General features: G+C 59.0%; 13 protein-coding genes, 1 tRNA gene and 1 pseudogene. 8 read left to right on the top strand and 7 right to left on the bottom strand.

What is annotated here, in order from left to right; all coding sequences use genetic code 11:
- The first annotated feature begins 175 nt into the window (after positions 1–175).
- From EBQ26_RS09675 to proC, 3 genes are all read left to right on the top strand, one after another.
- Positions 176–538: a DUF3579 domain-containing protein gene (locus EBQ26_RS09675; RefSeq protein ID WP_122238817.1), complete on the top strand. Its 363-nt coding sequence runs from the start codon at positions 176–178 to the stop codon at positions 536–538.
- 99 nt (positions 539–637) lie between these two features.
- Entirely contained in the window at positions 638–805 is a 168-nt protein-coding gene (locus tag EBQ26_RS13020; RefSeq protein WP_238944288.1) for a hypothetical protein, read from the top strand.
- A gap of 195 nt (positions 806–1000) precedes the next feature.
- The gene (gene proC, locus EBQ26_RS09670; RefSeq protein ID WP_122238816.1) at positions 1001–1810 is read left to right on the top strand and encodes a pyrroline-5-carboxylate reductase; all 810 of its coding nucleotides are present in this window, start codon (positions 1001–1003) and stop codon (positions 1808–1810) included.
- Positions 1811–1828: 18 nt separating this feature from the next.
- On the opposite strand, the gene EBQ26_RS13015 is transcribed toward proC, so the two are convergent.
- Entirely contained in the window at positions 1829–2140 is a 312-nt protein-coding gene (locus EBQ26_RS13015; RefSeq protein WP_238944287.1) for a hypothetical protein, read from the bottom strand.
- A gap of 136 nt (positions 2141–2276) precedes the next feature.
- Here EBQ26_RS13015 and EBQ26_RS13010 point away from each other — a divergent pair, with 136 nt between their 5' ends.
- Positions 2277–2771, top strand: coding sequence for a ComF family protein (locus tag EBQ26_RS13010; RefSeq protein ID WP_238944286.1), 495 nt, complete (start codon positions 2277–2279; stop codon positions 2769–2771).
- Between the two features lie 121 nt (positions 2772–2892).
- On the top strand, positions 2893–3042 hold the full coding sequence (ykgO, locus tag EBQ26_RS09660) for a type B 50S ribosomal protein L36 (RefSeq protein WP_122238814.1): 150 nt from the start codon (positions 2893–2895) through the stop codon (positions 3040–3042).
- 86 nt (positions 3043–3128) lie between these two features.
- On the opposite strand, the gene phbB is transcribed toward ykgO, so the two are convergent.
- From phbB to EBQ26_RS09645, 3 genes are all read right to left on the bottom strand, one after another.
- Positions 3129–3866: an acetoacetyl-CoA reductase gene (gene phbB / locus EBQ26_RS09655; protein ID WP_122238813.1), complete on the bottom strand. Its 738-nt coding sequence runs from the start codon at positions 3864–3866 to the stop codon at positions 3129–3131.
- Between the two features lie 111 nt (positions 3867–3977).
- Entirely contained in the window at positions 3978–5831 is a 1854-nt protein-coding gene (locus EBQ26_RS09650; RefSeq protein ID WP_238944285.1) for a PHA/PHB synthase family protein, read from the bottom strand.
- Positions 5832–6004: 173 nt separating this feature from the next.
- Positions 6005–7165, bottom strand: a complete 1161-nt coding sequence (locus EBQ26_RS09645; RefSeq protein WP_122238812.1) for a DSD1 family PLP-dependent enzyme — start codon at positions 7163–7165, stop codon at positions 6005–6007.
- Positions 7166–7338: 173 nt separating this feature from the next.
- Here EBQ26_RS09645 and EBQ26_RS09640 point away from each other — a divergent pair, with 173 nt between their 5' ends.
- The 3 genes from EBQ26_RS09640 (at position 7339) to EBQ26_RS09630 (ending at position 11083) form a co-directional block, all read left to right on the top strand.
- Positions 7339–8232, top strand: coding sequence for a DMT family transporter (locus tag EBQ26_RS09640; RefSeq protein ID WP_122238811.1), 894 nt, complete (start codon positions 7339–7341; stop codon positions 8230–8232).
- Positions 8233–8489: 257 nt separating this feature from the next.
- Positions 8490–10934, top strand: a complete 2445-nt coding sequence (gene lon, locus EBQ26_RS09635; protein WP_122238810.1) for an endopeptidase La — start codon at positions 8490–8492, stop codon at positions 10932–10934.
- 73 nt (positions 10935–11007) lie between these two features.
- Positions 11008–11083 (top strand) — tRNA-Gly (locus EBQ26_RS09630).
- Between the two features lie 110 nt (positions 11084–11193).
- On the opposite strand, the gene EBQ26_RS09625 is transcribed toward EBQ26_RS09630, so the two are convergent.
- The 3 genes and pseudogenes from EBQ26_RS09625 to EBQ26_RS09615 form a co-directional block, all read right to left on the bottom strand.
- The gene (locus tag EBQ26_RS09625) at positions 11194–12402 is read right to left on the bottom strand and encodes an MFS transporter (RefSeq protein ID WP_122238866.1); all 1209 of its coding nucleotides are present in this window, start codon (positions 12400–12402) and stop codon (positions 11194–11196) included.
- A 206-nt stretch (positions 12403–12608) separates the two neighbouring features.
- Positions 12609–13916, bottom strand: a complete 1308-nt coding sequence (serS, locus tag EBQ26_RS09620) for a serine--tRNA ligase (protein WP_122238809.1) — start codon at positions 13914–13916, stop codon at positions 12609–12611.
- Positions 13917–14048: 132 nt separating this feature from the next.
- Positions 14049–14165 (bottom strand): annotated as a pseudogene (locus tag EBQ26_RS09615) (IS5/IS1182 family transposase); the annotation flags it as partial.

The raw sequence follows: 14165 nt of genomic DNA, 5'->3' as shown, positions 1-14165 counted from the left end.
ATCCCCGCGCGCCGAGCGCGTGAACAAATCCGGATGCCCCCCGAAACATGCCCCTTTGGCGCAGTCGCATCGACCCGGCCCAAGGGGCATGACCACAGGAAGGGCCTGAAATCAGTGGAGTCGGTAGAATCCCGCGCTTCGTTTTTCCTCGCTGCGGCGACCGCGGCGCGCATCCATGTCCAGTACCCCGCCTCTTAAAGAAATTTTCATCTTGGGTAAAACCAAAGATGGACGGATTTTTCGCCCCAGCGATTGGTCCGAGCGGCTCGCTGGCGTCATGAGCCAGTTTCGCCCGCCCGGCTCGCGGGGGCATCGCCTGAGCTATTCCCCCTGGTGCGTGCCCACCGTCCTCGACGGCACCCGCTGTGTGGTGGTGAATGCCGCGTTGCGCGAGCACGAGCCGATGGCATGGGATTTCGTGATGAATTTCGCCCGCGACAACCACCTGGAAGTCATTGAAGCGTGCTTGCTGCCCGATTCCCAGCCCGCGCCCGCCGAGGCAGACGCTGTAGCGGCCCGTGAGGCGCATCTTTCCTAGTGCCCGCACTGGCGGCCGCGCCCAATCGACAAGCCCCGGCGGCTCTCCATTAAAATCCGCCCCTTTCTTTTACCCCTCCCTTTTTATTCAGGAACCATCATGGGCAACAAAATCGTCACCGAAGCCGATCGCAAATTCACCCCCCCGCTGCCCGCTCCCAAGGGCTACAGCATTCCCAAGCAAGGTGGCGGCCAGCGCGTGAGCAAAGAGCGTGGCGTGCACACACGCAGCAAGAAAAACCCCGGCAAGCGCGCGCACCAAGGCTGATCGCCGCGCCCGCGGCACGCATGCGGGCCGCTTGCGGCGTTGCACAACTTCGACGACGGGCCTTTGAGGCCCGTCTGCGTTTTGTACTGCGCATCTCCCCCAAACCGCATTGAGCACGGCATTGGCCCATTCGCGCCACGCGCGTGAACAGCGCTGCCAATGCCTGCGCCAGACGAAGAAAGGCAAAGTATCCCCATGACTTCTCGTATTGCCTTCGTGGGCGGCGGCAATATGGCCCGCGCCATCATTGGCGGCTTGATCGATAGCGGCTGGCCCGCGCAAGCCATTACGGTTATTGAGCCGCATGCGCCGACGGCGGCTGCGCTGGAGCGCGATTTCGCCATCGCCGTCCAGTCGCAAGGCGATGCCACGTTGGCAGAGGCTGCTTGCGTGGTCTGGGCCGTGAAGCCGCAGGTGCTCAAAGAAGTGGCCCTGGCATTGCGGCCGTTGCTGGGCGCCAGCTTGCATCTCAGCATTGCGGCGGGGGTGACGACCCCATCCTTGCAGGGCTGGCTGGCCAGCGCGCGCATCGTGCGGGCCATGCCCAATACCCCGGCCCTGATCCGCAAGGGCATGACGGGCCTGTTTGCGGCCCCTTCGGTGAGCGAGGCCGACCGCCAGCTTGCGCAGCGCATTGCCCAGGCCGTTGGCCAAGTGCAATGGGTAGAGCAGGAGGCTTTGCTGGATGCGGTGACGGCGATCTCAGGCTCCGGTCCAGCCTATGTGTTTTACTTTCTTGAGGCCATGCAGCAAGCGGGCGAATCGCTGGGCTTGACGCGTGCGCAGGCTTATCGCTTGGCGGTGGCCACGTTTGAAGGCGCGGCGGCGCTGGCCGCGGCTTCCGATGAGCCGCCCGAGGTCTTGCGCCAGCGCGTCACCTCGAAAGGCGGCACGACGTTTGCGGCCACTTCGGCCATGGATGCCTGCGATCTACAGGCGCATTTCATGGCGGCCATCCAGGCCAGCAGCACCCGCGCTGCGGAGATGGCGCGGGAGTTTGGCTGAGTGGCCCAGAATTCCAATTCAAAAGAATGAAAAACAGCCCGTTTCGGCATGCCCGGAGCGGGCTTTGTTTTCGTTTGATTTGATATCAATTTGTGTTTCAAAGGCAAAAAAACTGCCTTGTTTCGGCATATCCATCAATGCATGGGTTTTCTTGAGTTGGAATTCAAGGTTGTGCGTTAGCCGCCAGCCTGGGCAGGCGCTCTGCCCGCGCTGGGAGGGCCGTGTATTCGACAATGCCGTGATGTCCCCTTTTTCTACCGTCATCGCCAGCGTGCCCGCGCAGTGCCCGTTTTGTGCCCGGTGGCCCGTTTGGCGCATGCCGGGCGGCATTTGTGGCGATTGTTTGGCGCGTTGGGCGCACACGCGGCCGCGCTGCCCACGTTGCGCTTTGGCGCTGGGTCAAGCGCATGCGCCATGCCCTGCGTGCGCCCATCGGCCCAGCCCGCTCAGCCATTGCGTGGCGGCTGTGGATTACGCCTATCCGTGGCATGCGGCCATCGCCGCCTTCAAATACCACGATGCGCCGCAATGGGCCAGGGCGTTTGGCGCTTTGTTGTGGCAAACGCCCGGTTGCCAGGATGTGATGGCCGATGTGGAGATGATCTTCCCTGTCCCGCTGGCACTGCCGCGTTTGCGCGAGCGTGGCTACAACCAGGCCTGGGAGCTGGCCAAAGTGGTGGCGCGCCATGCGCAGCAAAACCATAAGCTGTGCTTTGACGGCTTGACCCGCGTGGCTACGGGGCCTGCGCAGGCAGGTTTGGGCAAAGCCGAGCGACAAAGCAATCTGCAAGCCGCATTTCGCGTCACCCGCCCCCATACCGTGATGGGCCGCCATGTGCTGTTGGTGGACGATGTGATGACTACAGGCGCCACCCTTTTCACCTTGGCCGGGCTGTTGCGCCAAGCTGGCGCGCGAGAGGTTTCAGCGCTGGTGTTTGCACGCACGGCTTTGCATGCGTGAAGGCTTGATCTCATTTCATGAGATATGACTATCATTTAGAATGGCGCAAAAAAGTGCATCGCCTGGCTGCAATGGCGGGTTGGGCCATCACTTGTTATTGATCTGCCATTCAGGAGAAGCCATGCAAGTTCTTTCTTCCCTCAAAGAAGCCAAAAACCGCAGCCGCGATTGCCAAGTTGTGCGTCGCCGTGGCCGCATTTACGTGATATGCAAATCCAACCCGCGTCTCAAGGCTCGCCAGGGCGGCGCAAAAAATCGCCGCAAGGGCTGATTCAGGCCCATGGCGTGCAGCAAGGCGCGCACAAAAAAGCCGACTCCACTGAGTCGGCTTTTTCATTCAAGGCGTTGAAAGAGGGCTTAACCCATGTGCAAGCCACCGTTGCAGGAGAAGTCCGCGCCTGTGGTGAAGCCAGAGTCTTCCCCGGCCAACCAAGCCACGATGGAGCCGATTTCTTCTGGCGTGCCCAAGCGTTTGACGGGGATGGTGGCCACGATTTTCTCCAACACATCGGGGCGGATCGCTTTCACCATGTCGGTGCCGATGTAGCCCGGGCTGACGGTGTTGACCGTCACGCCCTTGCCTGCCAGCTCTTGCGCCAAGGCCATCGTGAAGCCGTGCATGCCGGCTTTGGCGGCAGAGTAGTTGGTCTGACCCGCTTGGCCTTTCTCGCCGTTGACCGAGCTGATTTGGATGATGCGACCCCAGCCGCGATCGACCATGTCGGGCACAACCTGCTTGGTCACGTTGAACATGCTGGTGAGGTTGGTGCTGATGACAGCGTCCCAATCCTCACGGGTCATTTTCAGGAACATGCGGTCGCGTGTAATGCCTGCGTTGTTGACCAGGATGTCGATGGGGCCGTGCTCTGCTTTGGCCTTGGAGAAGGCTTCGGCGGTGGAGTCCCAGTCCGCGACATTGCCTACGCTGGCGTAAAAGGTAAAGCCTTGGGCCTTTTGCTCGTCCAGCCATTTTTGGTAATCGCGTGTGGGGCCGCAGCCCGCGATGACTTTCATGCCTGCCTTGTGCAAGCGTTGGCAAATGGCTGTTCCGATACCGCCCATGCCACCTGTGACGTAGGCTACTTTCTGACTCATGTGATCTCCTTTTTGTGGGACGAAAAATGTCTGTGCAGACGGTGGGTAATCTATCGAAGCGGCCTTGTGCTGCGCTATGCGGATTTACCCTTCAAAGCCGCTTGCAGCACGTCAAGCGCGTTGTTTGACGTAGCTGCCTGGCGCTGGCTCGATTGCTTTGTAGCGCGGGCTTTTGCCAGGTTTGGCGGGAGCGGCGATTTGCGCCCCTGCGTGGCTGGCCAGCCATTGCGCCCAGTCGGGCCACCAGCTACCGGACACTTGCTCGGCTTTGGCGAGCCAGTCGTTCCAGTTCTTTGGGTAGCTGCGAATGCCATCGGCCTTCCAGTAATGGCGCTTGCCACGCGCGGGCGGGTTGATAACGCCTGCAATATGGCCTGATGCACCCATCACAAAGCGTTTTTTCCCCGTGAAAACCTGTGTGCTGGCATAGGCGCCGCGGATGGGCACGATGTGGTCTTCGCGAGAGCCGTAGATGTACATGGCGCTTTTGATCTTGCGCAAATCTATTTGCTCGCCGCACACGGTGAGTTTGCCGGGCTCGATCAGACTGTTTTCCAAGTAGGTGTGGCGCAAGTACCAAGCATAGAAGGGGCCGGGCAGGTTGGTGCCATCGCTGTTCCAGTACAGCAGATCGAAAGGCGGTGGAGTTTCGCCCTTCAGGTAGTTGCCGACCACATAGTTCCAGACCAGCTCGTTGGGGCGCAAAAAGCTGAAGGTGGTGGCCAAATCCTGCCCGCGCATCAGGCCTTTATGCCCCATTTGCATCTCGCGGAACTTCACCATGTTTTCATCAATGAAAATATCCAGCACGCCGGTATCGGTAAAGTCCACCAAGGTGGTGAGGAGCGTTGCGCTTTCCACGGGATGCTCGCCGCGTGCCGCCAACACGGCCAATGCGGTGGAGAGAATGGTGCCGCCTACACAAAATCCCAGGGCATTAATGGTTGGAGCGCCGGTGATGTCCTGCACCGCCTGGATGGCACGAATGGCGGCATGCTCAATGTAGTCGTCCCAGGTCTTGGTATCCATGGAAGCGTCGGGGTTGCGCCAACTCACGACAAAACAGCGGTGCCCCTGCGCCACGGCGTATTCGATGAAGGAATTGCCAGGCTGCAAATCCAGGATGTAGTACTTGTTGATGCACGGTGGCACCAGCAGGAAGGGCCGTTCGTACACCTGGGGCGTAGTGGGCGTGTATTCGATGAGCTGGAAATACTCGTTTTGGAAAACCACGGTGCCCGGCGTAATGGCGATATTGCGGCCGACTTCGAATTGCGCCTCGTCCGTCATGGAGATGTGGCCGCGCTGAATGTCTTGCCACATGTTGAGCAGCCCCTTGGAGATACTTTCCCCGTTGGACTGAATGGCTTTGAGCTGGGCGTCGGGGTTAAGCGCCAAGAAGTTGGTAGGCGCCGCAGCCGCCAACCACTGATCTACTGCAAATTGCAAGCGCGCGCGCGTTTTAGGATCGGCCTCGGTGATTTCCACCATCTTTTGCAAGGCGTTGGAATTGATTTGGTAGAGCGCTGCGGTCATCGCTGCGGGGCCACTGTGGCGCCAGGCTTCGCTAGAGAATCGCCGGTCGGGCTGCAGTACGTCGCTCCAATCGTTATTGCCCGCCTCGTGTTTTGCCAACTGGGTGATTTGCTCCAGATATTCTTTTTGCAAAGCCTGCCATTTTTCGGGCGGGATATAGAACGGGGTCGCGGCCTGGCCCATTTGCTCTTTGGCGAAGTTGGTGAAAAAGCAAAACGGGTTAGTGGGCGAAGAAGCCTCACTGGCTTTGGTTTGGGTGGCATCTTCTGTGCCAGAGGGGGCGTTCTTTGGCAGATGCAGCCCCGGTTGCATCCACTGCATCGCCTGACCAGCTAGCTGCATCCAGCCCTGCACAGCGTTTTGTTGGATCTGCTGAAACTGCTCCAGGTAGTCGGAGCGGCCGCTGGCTTGATCCGTTTTTTTGCTCATGTATTGATCTCCTTATTGGGGTGGGCGTCAAACACCACCACACTGTAATAGGGAATAAGGGCAGGCTGAACAGGCTTTTCCCCAAGCAGACGTTTTGAACCAGCCTATTTCTGCAATTCGGCCCCATTGGATCTGAAACATACGTGCAACCAGTGATGGGGCCAGGCGCGGCTTTACCAAAGCGCACCTCGTGCATCGACAGGCAGCAAGCGTTCGACGCGGCCTTCATGCAAGCCTCCGCGCACCCCGATCAGTACATCGTGCAAATTGACAGTCGGGTCGCAATGGCCTGGCACCAGCCACAGGCTATCGCCCCCTGCGGGAAGCTGTGCGGGTGCAGCGGTATCGCAGGGGCGAATGATGCCGTGTTCATCCCCGCCATTGGCGAATTGGTAAACAGGTGTGCGGCCATCGTTCCAGACAACGGGCAAGCCGGAATCGATGGCATGGCTTTTATGTCCGGCATCCACGACCACATGTGTAGGCGCGCAAGAAATCACTTGGGTCTTGATGAACAGGGCATGCTCAAAAACGGGTTGATGCGGTACGGGACTGACCTGTGCGTAATGCGCATCCATGAACAGGAACGAACCCGGTTGCAACTCGGTATAAATGCCGCTTGCCGCCTCCAGTGCAAATGTGCCGGTGCCAGCGCCCGTGACCTCTAAATCGGCAAAGCCAGCCGCAGCCAGTTTGGCCTGCGCATTGCGTACGCGCGCGTAGCTATGCTGCATGGTTTGGGCCCGTGTAGAGGCATCCTCTATGTGCTGTGCGCCGCCGTGGTAGGCGTGTAGGCCAACGAAGCGCAAGGGCGGATGGCTGGCAATTTCGCGAGCCAGCACCACCAAGTCGTCATCACTGTGGAGGCCTGCACGGTTCTGGCCCACGTTGATTTCAATGAAAACGTCGATGTGTGAATTGGGGCTTGTTTTTGCCATCGCCTGAGCTAAGCGCCGCACGCCCAAGGTGCTGTCTGTTGCAATGGCCAAGCGCGCGCTTTGCGCCAATTGCGCCACACGTTGGAGTTTGCGCGCATCCAATACCTCATTGCTGATATAGATATCGTTCACGCCCGCAGCCTGCATTGCTTCGGCCTCTGCCAGCTTTTGCACGCAACAGCCGCTCGCGCCAGCGGCGATCAACTGCAAAGCGAGCGCTCCGCATTTGTGCAGTTTGGCGTGTGGCCGCCAGCGCAGGCCTGCTTGGGCCGCAAAGCTCGCCATCCGGGCGATGTTGCGCTCCATCGCATCGAGATCAACAACCAAAGAAGGGGTCTCCAGCTCAGCCACTGCTGAGCCTAGGGCAATAGTGTGGGGGCCATGAAAACGCGACATGCGAAGTCTCTCCTGTTTAGCGTAGTGCAGAGGTGGGGTATGCGCCTGGAAGTCCTCTTTCCCGAATAGGCCCAAAGCTGTTTGGCGCTGTGCGTGCCGCAGAAGAGTTCCCCATCCACGGCCACACAATTTGAATGCATTTGCGCTCCTATCATCGGGGGATGGAATCTCCAATGTCTTCCCCTAGCAGGCCATTGTCGTTTGGCCTGAGCCGCCAGGAGCTGGCGCTGATTGTCATCACCATGGTTTGGGGCGTCACCTTCGTGGTTGTCCATACGGCCATGCGGTATAGCGGCCCCCTCTTTTTTGTTGGACTGCGTTTTGTCACGGCGGCGTTATTGGGGATGTTGGTGTTTCACCGTGCGATGGCAGGGTTGAATCGTCGTGAAATCGGCGCTGGCATAGCGATTGGCGCAAGCATGTGTTTGGGTTATGGCTTGCAAACCTATGGTTTGCAAACGATCAGCAGTAGCAAGTCCGCTTTTATTACGGCGCTGTATGTGCCGCTGGTGCCTTTGTTGCAATGGTTGGTGCTGCGACGTCCGCCGCACTGGATGAGTCTCATCGGCGTGGCGTTGGCTTTTGCGGGTTTGGTGCTGCTGGCGGGCCCCGACGGAAGTTTGAGCTTGCAGATGAGTCGTGGTGAATGGGCGACGCTGCTGAGCGCCGTAGCGTTGGCCGGCGAGATCATTTTGATCAGTCGTTTTGCCGGCAAGGTGGATGTGCGCCGTGTCACCGTCATTCAGCTTTTTGCTGCAGGGGCGTTGTCCTTTCTGTTCATGCCTGTGACGGGGGAGGCGATTCCGGCATTTTCGTGGGTCTGGCTGCTGGCTGCGTTGGGTATGGCTACGGCCAGCATCCTGATCCAATTGACGATGAATTGGGCGCAAAAAACAGTCTCTCCCACGCGCGCTACGCTTATTTATGCGGGTGAGCCGGTATGGGGCGGTATTGCCGGGCGCATTGCAGGTGAGCGCTTGCCAGGTCTGGCCATTGTTGGCGCGGCGCTGATTGTGTTGGGCGTGGTTGTTAGTGAACTGAGGCCTTCCTGGCGCAAGCGTATCTAAAAGTCTCTCGGCAAACCCTTCGATAGTCGAGTCTGAGTGGAGCGAGGCCATCGCTTGCGTAAGCCATTGGCTGCACAACAGTGGTTTGCTTGAGAGCAGGAGGCGAGTGGGAAAAGCAGTGCTTTCCCGTCTCCAGTGCAATGCGGTGCTTGAATTACAGGCAAAGAGCTCTATCTAGCTCCCCTGCAATTGCCTTTGGAACCGCTGGGCTAAGTGGTTAGTAATTGCTTTCTATTTGATGAAAGGCTCGTATTCGTATGATTGACCATTCTCGGGATGTCGCACTTGTGGAGGGTGCGGAAACATTGCCTTTACTCCCGCTGCGTGATGTGGTGGTCTTCCCTGGCATGGTTGTGCCGCTTTTTGTGGGGCGAGCTAAAAGCATTAAAGCGCTTGAATTGGCCATGGCTGCTGATCGGCGCATTGTCTTGGTGTCGCAAAAGTCGGCATCGCTGGAAGAGCCGGGAGCGAAAGATCTGTTCGAGGTGGGGTGCACGGGCACGGTTGTGCAAATGCTCAAGCTCCCCGATGGCACCGTGAAGGTGCTGGTTGAAGGGGCAGAGCGTGCGTTATTGCATGAGGTGCGGGATACGGAAAGCCATTTTGAGGCGAAAGTTATCTTGCTGAAAGCCCAAAATAATGAACTGAGTGCAGAGCAAGAGGCTTTGCGACGTGCGGTGGTGCAGCAGTTCGATGTTTATGTCAAATTAAACAAGAAAATTCCCCAAGATATTTCCGCATCAATCTCTGGTATTGATGATGCTGGTCGCTTGGCGGATACGATCATGGCGCATTTGCCAGCCAAGCTGGAAGCCAAGCAAGAGCTATTGCAAACACAAGATGTCAATCAAAGATTGCAAGCGTTATTAGAGCAGCTCGATGCTGAAGTGGAGATTTTGCAAATCGATAAACGCATCCGTGGGCGCGTCAAGCGTCAAATGGAAAAGAATCAACGCGACTTTTATCTTAACGAACAAGTTAAAGCCATTCAGAAAGAGCTCGGCGAGGGAGAGGATGGCGCTGATATTGAAGATTTAGAGAAAAAAATCGTTTCTGCCAAAATGAGCAAAGAAGCGCAGAAAAAGGCAGAAGCTGAACTGAAGAAATTGCGCTTGATGTCCCCCATGTCCGCTGAGGCGTCCGTGGTGCGCAGCTACTTGGACACATTGGTGGGATTGCCCTGGTCGAAGAAAACCAAAGTTAAGAAAAACCTGGCCGCTGCGCAAGAAATTCTGGATGCCGATCATTATGGACTGGATAAGGTCAAAGATCGGATCTTGGAATATTTGGCGGTACAGCAACGTATTGATAAAGTTAAATCGCCCATTTTGTGTCTGGTAGGCCCCCCAGGGGTGGGTAAAACCTCGCTGGGTCAATCCATTGCCAAGGCGACAGGACGTAAATATGTGCGTATGGCCTTGGGGGGGATGCGCGATGAGGCCGAGATTCGGGGGCATCGACGCACCTATATCGGCTCCATGCCGGGGAAGATTTTGCAAAACCTCAGCAAAGTGGGCACACGCAATCCGTTGTTTTTGCTGGACGAAATCGACAAGCTCGGTTCGGATTTTCGCGGGGATCCATCCAGCGCCTTGCTGGAAGTGCTTGATCCGGAGCAAAACAGCCATTTTTCCGATCATTACGCCGAGGTCGATTTCGATCTTTCCGAAGTGATGTTCGTAGCAACCTCCAATAGCATGAATATCCCCGCTGCGCTGTTGGATCGGATGGAGGTGATTCGGCTTTCGGGTTATACGGAGGAAGAGAAACTCAATATTGCCAAGCGGTATTTGTTGCCCAAGCAGATTGACAATAATGGGGTCAAAAAAGGGGAATTAGATGTGCATGAAGATGCCATCCTCGACATTATTCGCTATTACACGCGTGAAGCTGGCGTGCGCTCGCTTGAGCGTGAAATTTCCCGGATTTGCCGCAAGGCCGTGAAAGGAATCCAATTAGGGCAGTTGCAAGTACCGGTGCAGGTCACTGCCGATAATTTGAACGAGTTTTTAGGCGTGAGAAAGTTTACTTATGGCCGCGCAGAAAAAGAAGATCAAATTGGGCAGGTTGTCGGGCTGGCATGGACGGAGGTGGGCGGTGATTTGCTCACCATCGAAGCGGTGACCATGCCTGGCAAAGGGCAGATTACGCGGACAGGCTCGTTGGGCGACGTCATGAAGGAATCGGTCGAAGCTGCGCGTACGGTTGTGCGCAGCCGTGCGCAGCAATTGGGCATTGCAGCATCAGACTTTGAGCAAAAGGACGTACACGTTCACGTGCCCGATGGCGCTACGCCCAAAGATGGGCCCAGTGCTGGAGCGGCCATGGCGACGGCGTTAGTGTCTGCGCTGACAGGTATTCCCGTGCGGGCCGATGTTGCCATGACGGGGGAAATCACCCTGCGTGGTGAAGTGACCGTGATTGGCGGTCTGAAAGAAAAACTGTTGGCCGCATTGCGCGGGGGCATTCGCACCGCGCTGATTCCGGAAGGCAATGTGAAGGACTTGCAGGAGTTGCCGGAATCGGTGCGCAACGGGCTGGAGATCATCCCCGTGAAATGGTTTGATGAAGTGCTGGCGCATGCGTTGGTGCGTACACCAGTGCCCTTGGTGGAGGAGTCTGGGGAGGTGGATGCGCCGGTACCAGCGTTGGCTGCGGCAGAGAAGAAAAAACGCACCAAGCGAACCGTGGTTTCGCATTAATAGCGATCAAAAGGTTTTGAGTGCTGATTTTTGGTATACAATGCGCGCTTGTTCGCTACTTCGGTAGCCGAATGCGGGAATAGCTCAGTTGGTAGAGCGCAACCTTGCCAAGGTTGAGGTCGCCGGTTCGAGACCGGTTTCCCGCTCCAGACATTGGACTTGAGGCATAAGCCTGAGTTTTGAAAGGGCCCGTAAGGGCCCTTTTCTTTTGCCCAATAGGCTGCCTCAGGCAGCCATCTCCAGAAGCATTGGGCTCTGCTTAACGCCGCATGGCAACGGCCAGCCACAGCAGTGTGAGTGCCAGAGTGCCAGCAAACAATCCGACAGGTCCCCAGTGCGTCATCAGCCAGCCGCCGGTGGCGCCGCCTGCGAACAGGCCCAGGGATTGCAAGGTGGCGTAAATGCCCATGGCGCGGCCTCTGTGGGCGGGCGGGGCTTGGCGCGATACCTGGCTGGGCTGGATGGCTTCGAGCGCGTTGAAGCCGCAGAAAAAGATGAACAGCAACAGCCCCAGCACACTCAGCACTGGGGTGCCCGCGTTGAAGCCAAGCCAGGCCAGGCCCAGCCAAGCCAATTGGGCCAGCGCCATCAAGGCGATACCGATGGCAATGGCCCATTGCGTGCGCCCGCGCCGTTCCAGTCGAAACACGGCGCCAAAAAAGACGATGGAGGCGATGACGGCTGGCAAATAAATATGCCAATGCTGCCCACCGCTCAGGCCGCCTTGTTCCAGCAGGCGCGGCACGGCGCTCCATAGCGCCATCTGAATGCCGTGGAGGGCAAAAACGCCAAAGTACAGGCGGCCCAGGCCGATACCCGCCATGGCCGATGGCGCGGTGGCGGGCGTAGCGGCGTCAGCATTGGCAGGGGGACTGGTCTGTGCCTTCGGTTGGGGTTCTGGCGGGCGTGTGGGGGCGGCGGGCACGCCCCATGCCACCAAGGCCACGCCGACGGTGGTGAGCGCCAGGGTCAGCCAGAACAGCCCCGATAAGCCGATGCTGGCGTACAGTAGCGGCCCGAGCACCAGCGCCAGCGAGAAGGTCGCGCCCACGCTGATGCCGACCAGCGCCATGGCTTTGGTGCGCACGGCATCGCGCGTTTGGTCGGCCAGCAAGGCGGTGACGACGGCGGAGATGGCGCCAGCGCCTTGCAATGCGCGGCCGAGCATCAAGCCCCAGACCGAATCGGCCAGCGCTGCGGTGGCGCTGCCGAGGCCGAAAATCAGCAGCCCTAGCAAGATCATGCGCTTGCGCCCGAAGCGGTCTGAGGCCATGCCAAAGGGCAGTTGCAACAGGCCCTGGGTAAGGCCGTACATGCCCATGGCCAGGCCGACCAGCGTAGCGTTGTCGCCGCCTTCGTAGTGCCTGGCGGCAAGCACAAACACAGGCAGCACCATGAAAAAGCCCAGCATGCGCAGGGCGAACAGAGAGGCCAGCAAGACGCTGGCGCGTCGTTCGCTGGGCGTCATGGGCACGGCGGTGGGGGTCACGATGGGATGGGGGTGGTGGAAGGCGGATCGGACAATTGATGGGGTGGCGTTGTGGTGTGGCGCTACCCGTCCGCCAGGGCGGGCATGGGGGGCGATGGCGATCGGCGTCAAAGCCAAAGTCAACGCCCGCATGAAATGCCCGCCTGCACAGCGCGATGGCGCAATGTGCGGGTGGGCGGGGCCGGTCAGCCGATGCGTTCGGCCCCGCCCATATAAGGCCGCAGTGCGGCGGGGATGGTGACGCTGCCGTCGGCGTTTTGGTGGTTTTCCAAAATCGCCACCAGCGTGCGGCCCACGGCCAGGCCGGAGCCGTTGAGGGTGTGCACCAGCTCGTTTTTCCCAGCGGCGTTTTTGAAGCGCGCCTGCATGCGGCGGGCCTGGAAGGCTTCGCAATTGCTCACCGAGCTGATTTCGCGGTAGGTGTCTTGCGCGGGCAGCCACACTTCCAAATCGTAGGTTTTGGCCGCGCCAAAGCCCATGTCGCCCGTGCACAGGGCGACGACGCGGTAGGGCAGCTCCAGCGCTTGCAGCACGGCTTCGGCGTGGCCGACCATTTCCTCCAGCGCCTCGTAGCTTTTTTCCGGGTGGGTGATTTGCACCATCTCCACCTTGTCGAACTGGTGCTGGCGGATCAGCCCGCGCGTGTCGCGCCCGTAGCTGCCCGCTTCGGAGCGAAAGCAGGGCGTGTGCGCGGTGAGTTTGAGGGGCAAATCCGCCTCGGCCAGCACTTCGCCGCGCACGATGTTGGTCAGCGGCACTTCGCTGGTGGGGATGAGGTAGAGCGCGGTGTCATCGGGCACGGGCTCGGCGTCCTGCCCGCCTTTTTGCGCGGCGAACAGGTCGCAGGCGAATTTGGGCAACTGGCCCGTGCCGTGCAGCGAATCGGCGTTGACGATGTAGGGCACATAGGCTTCCTGGTAGCCGTGCTGCTGGGTTTGCATGTCCAACATGAAGGCGGCCAGCGCGCGGTGCAGGCGGGCGATCTGGCCGCGCATGACGGTAAAGCGCGCGCCGGTGAGCTTGGCGCCCAGCGCGAAGTCCAGCCCCAGCGGTTCGCCCACATCCACATGGTCTTTGGCGGCGAAGTCGAACGCGCGCGGCGTGCCCCAGCGGCGCACCTCCACGTTATCGGCCTCGCTCTGGCCCACGGGCGTGCTGGCATGCGGCAGGTTGGGCACGGCCAGCAGCAGTGCCTGCAATTGCGCCTGAATGTGCTCCAGGCGTTCGGCGGAAGCATCCAGCTCGGTTTTGATGGCGGCCACTTGGGCCATCACGGCATCGGCGCTTTCGCCCTTGGCTTTGAGCTGGCCGATTTGTTTGGAGAGGCTGTTGCGCTGCGCTTGCAGCTCTTCGGTGCGCGATTGGATGGTTTTGCGCTCGGCCTCCAGCGCGGTGAAGGCGGCCACATCCAGAAATGCCTGGGGTTTTTTGCGCGTTTCCAAACGGGCAATGACGGAATCCAATTCTTTGCGCAGCAGCAGTATGTCCAGCATGGGGAAATGAAGGGGGAATTCGGTGGGGAAAAACGGCCTTGGGCCGCAGCGCCGTGCGGCCCAAGGCTGGGCGTGCGATTGTAGTGTTGGCGGGTTGGCCTGTTCTGGCGGTGAACAGTCTGCTAGAGCGTGTTATGAACTTTGAGCCAACCGAATCAACGGCATGGCATTGGGCAGCATGAGAATGGCAAAGACCACGAAGTGCAATCCCCCCAGTACGTCTGGCAATCGCTCGTAATCACGAGACAA

Source organism: Allofranklinella schreckenbergeri, from assembly GCF_003703475.1.
Taxonomy (GTDB): domain Bacteria; phylum Pseudomonadota; class Gammaproteobacteria; order Burkholderiales; family Burkholderiaceae_C; genus Lampropedia; species Lampropedia schreckenbergeri.
Note: the sequence above shows the minus strand (reverse complement) of the source record. Positions and strands in the feature narration are given on the sequence as shown.

What these genes read in the sequence shown, in the direction of transcription:
- EBQ26_RS09640 (WP_122238811.1), top strand. Translation starts at nt 7,339, where the DNA reads ATGTCTTCCCCTAGCAGGCCATTGTCGTTTGGCCTGAGCCGCCAGGAG.
- EBQ26_RS09625 (WP_122238866.1), bottom strand. Translation starts at nt 12,402, where the DNA reads ATGACGCCCAGCGAACGACGCGCCAGCGTCTTGCTGGCCTCTCTGTTC.
- serS (WP_122238809.1), bottom strand. Translation starts at nt 13,916, where the DNA reads ATGCTGGACATACTGCTGCTGCGCAAAGAATTGGATTCCGTCATTGCC.
- EBQ26_RS09645 (WP_122238812.1), bottom strand. Translation starts at nt 7,165, where the DNA reads ATGTCGCGTTTTCATGGCCCCCACACTATTGCCCTAGGCTCAGCAGTG.
- EBQ26_RS13015 (WP_238944287.1), bottom strand. Translation starts at nt 2,140, where the DNA reads ATGCCGCCCGGCATGCGCCAAACGGGCCACCGGGCACAAAACGGGCAC.
- EBQ26_RS09650 (WP_238944285.1), bottom strand. Translation starts at nt 5,831, where the DNA reads ATGAGCAAAAAAACGGATCAAGCCAGCGGCCGCTCCGACTACCTGGAG.
- lon (WP_122238810.1), top strand. Translation starts at nt 8,490, where the DNA reads ATGATTGACCATTCTCGGGATGTCGCACTTGTGGAGGGTGCGGAAACA.
- EBQ26_RS13020 (WP_238944288.1), top strand. Translation starts at nt 638, where the DNA reads ATGGGCAACAAAATCGTCACCGAAGCCGATCGCAAATTCACCCCCCCG.
- phbB (WP_122238813.1), bottom strand. Translation starts at nt 3,866, where the DNA reads ATGAGTCAGAAAGTAGCCTACGTCACAGGTGGCATGGGCGGTATCGGA.
- EBQ26_RS09675 (WP_122238817.1), top strand. Translation starts at nt 176, where the DNA reads ATGTCCAGTACCCCGCCTCTTAAAGAAATTTTCATCTTGGGTAAAACC.
- ykgO (WP_122238814.1), top strand. Translation starts at nt 2,893, where the DNA reads ATGCAAGTTCTTTCTTCCCTCAAAGAAGCCAAAAACCGCAGCCGCGAT.
- proC (WP_122238816.1), top strand. Translation starts at nt 1,001, where the DNA reads ATGACTTCTCGTATTGCCTTCGTGGGCGGCGGCAATATGGCCCGCGCC.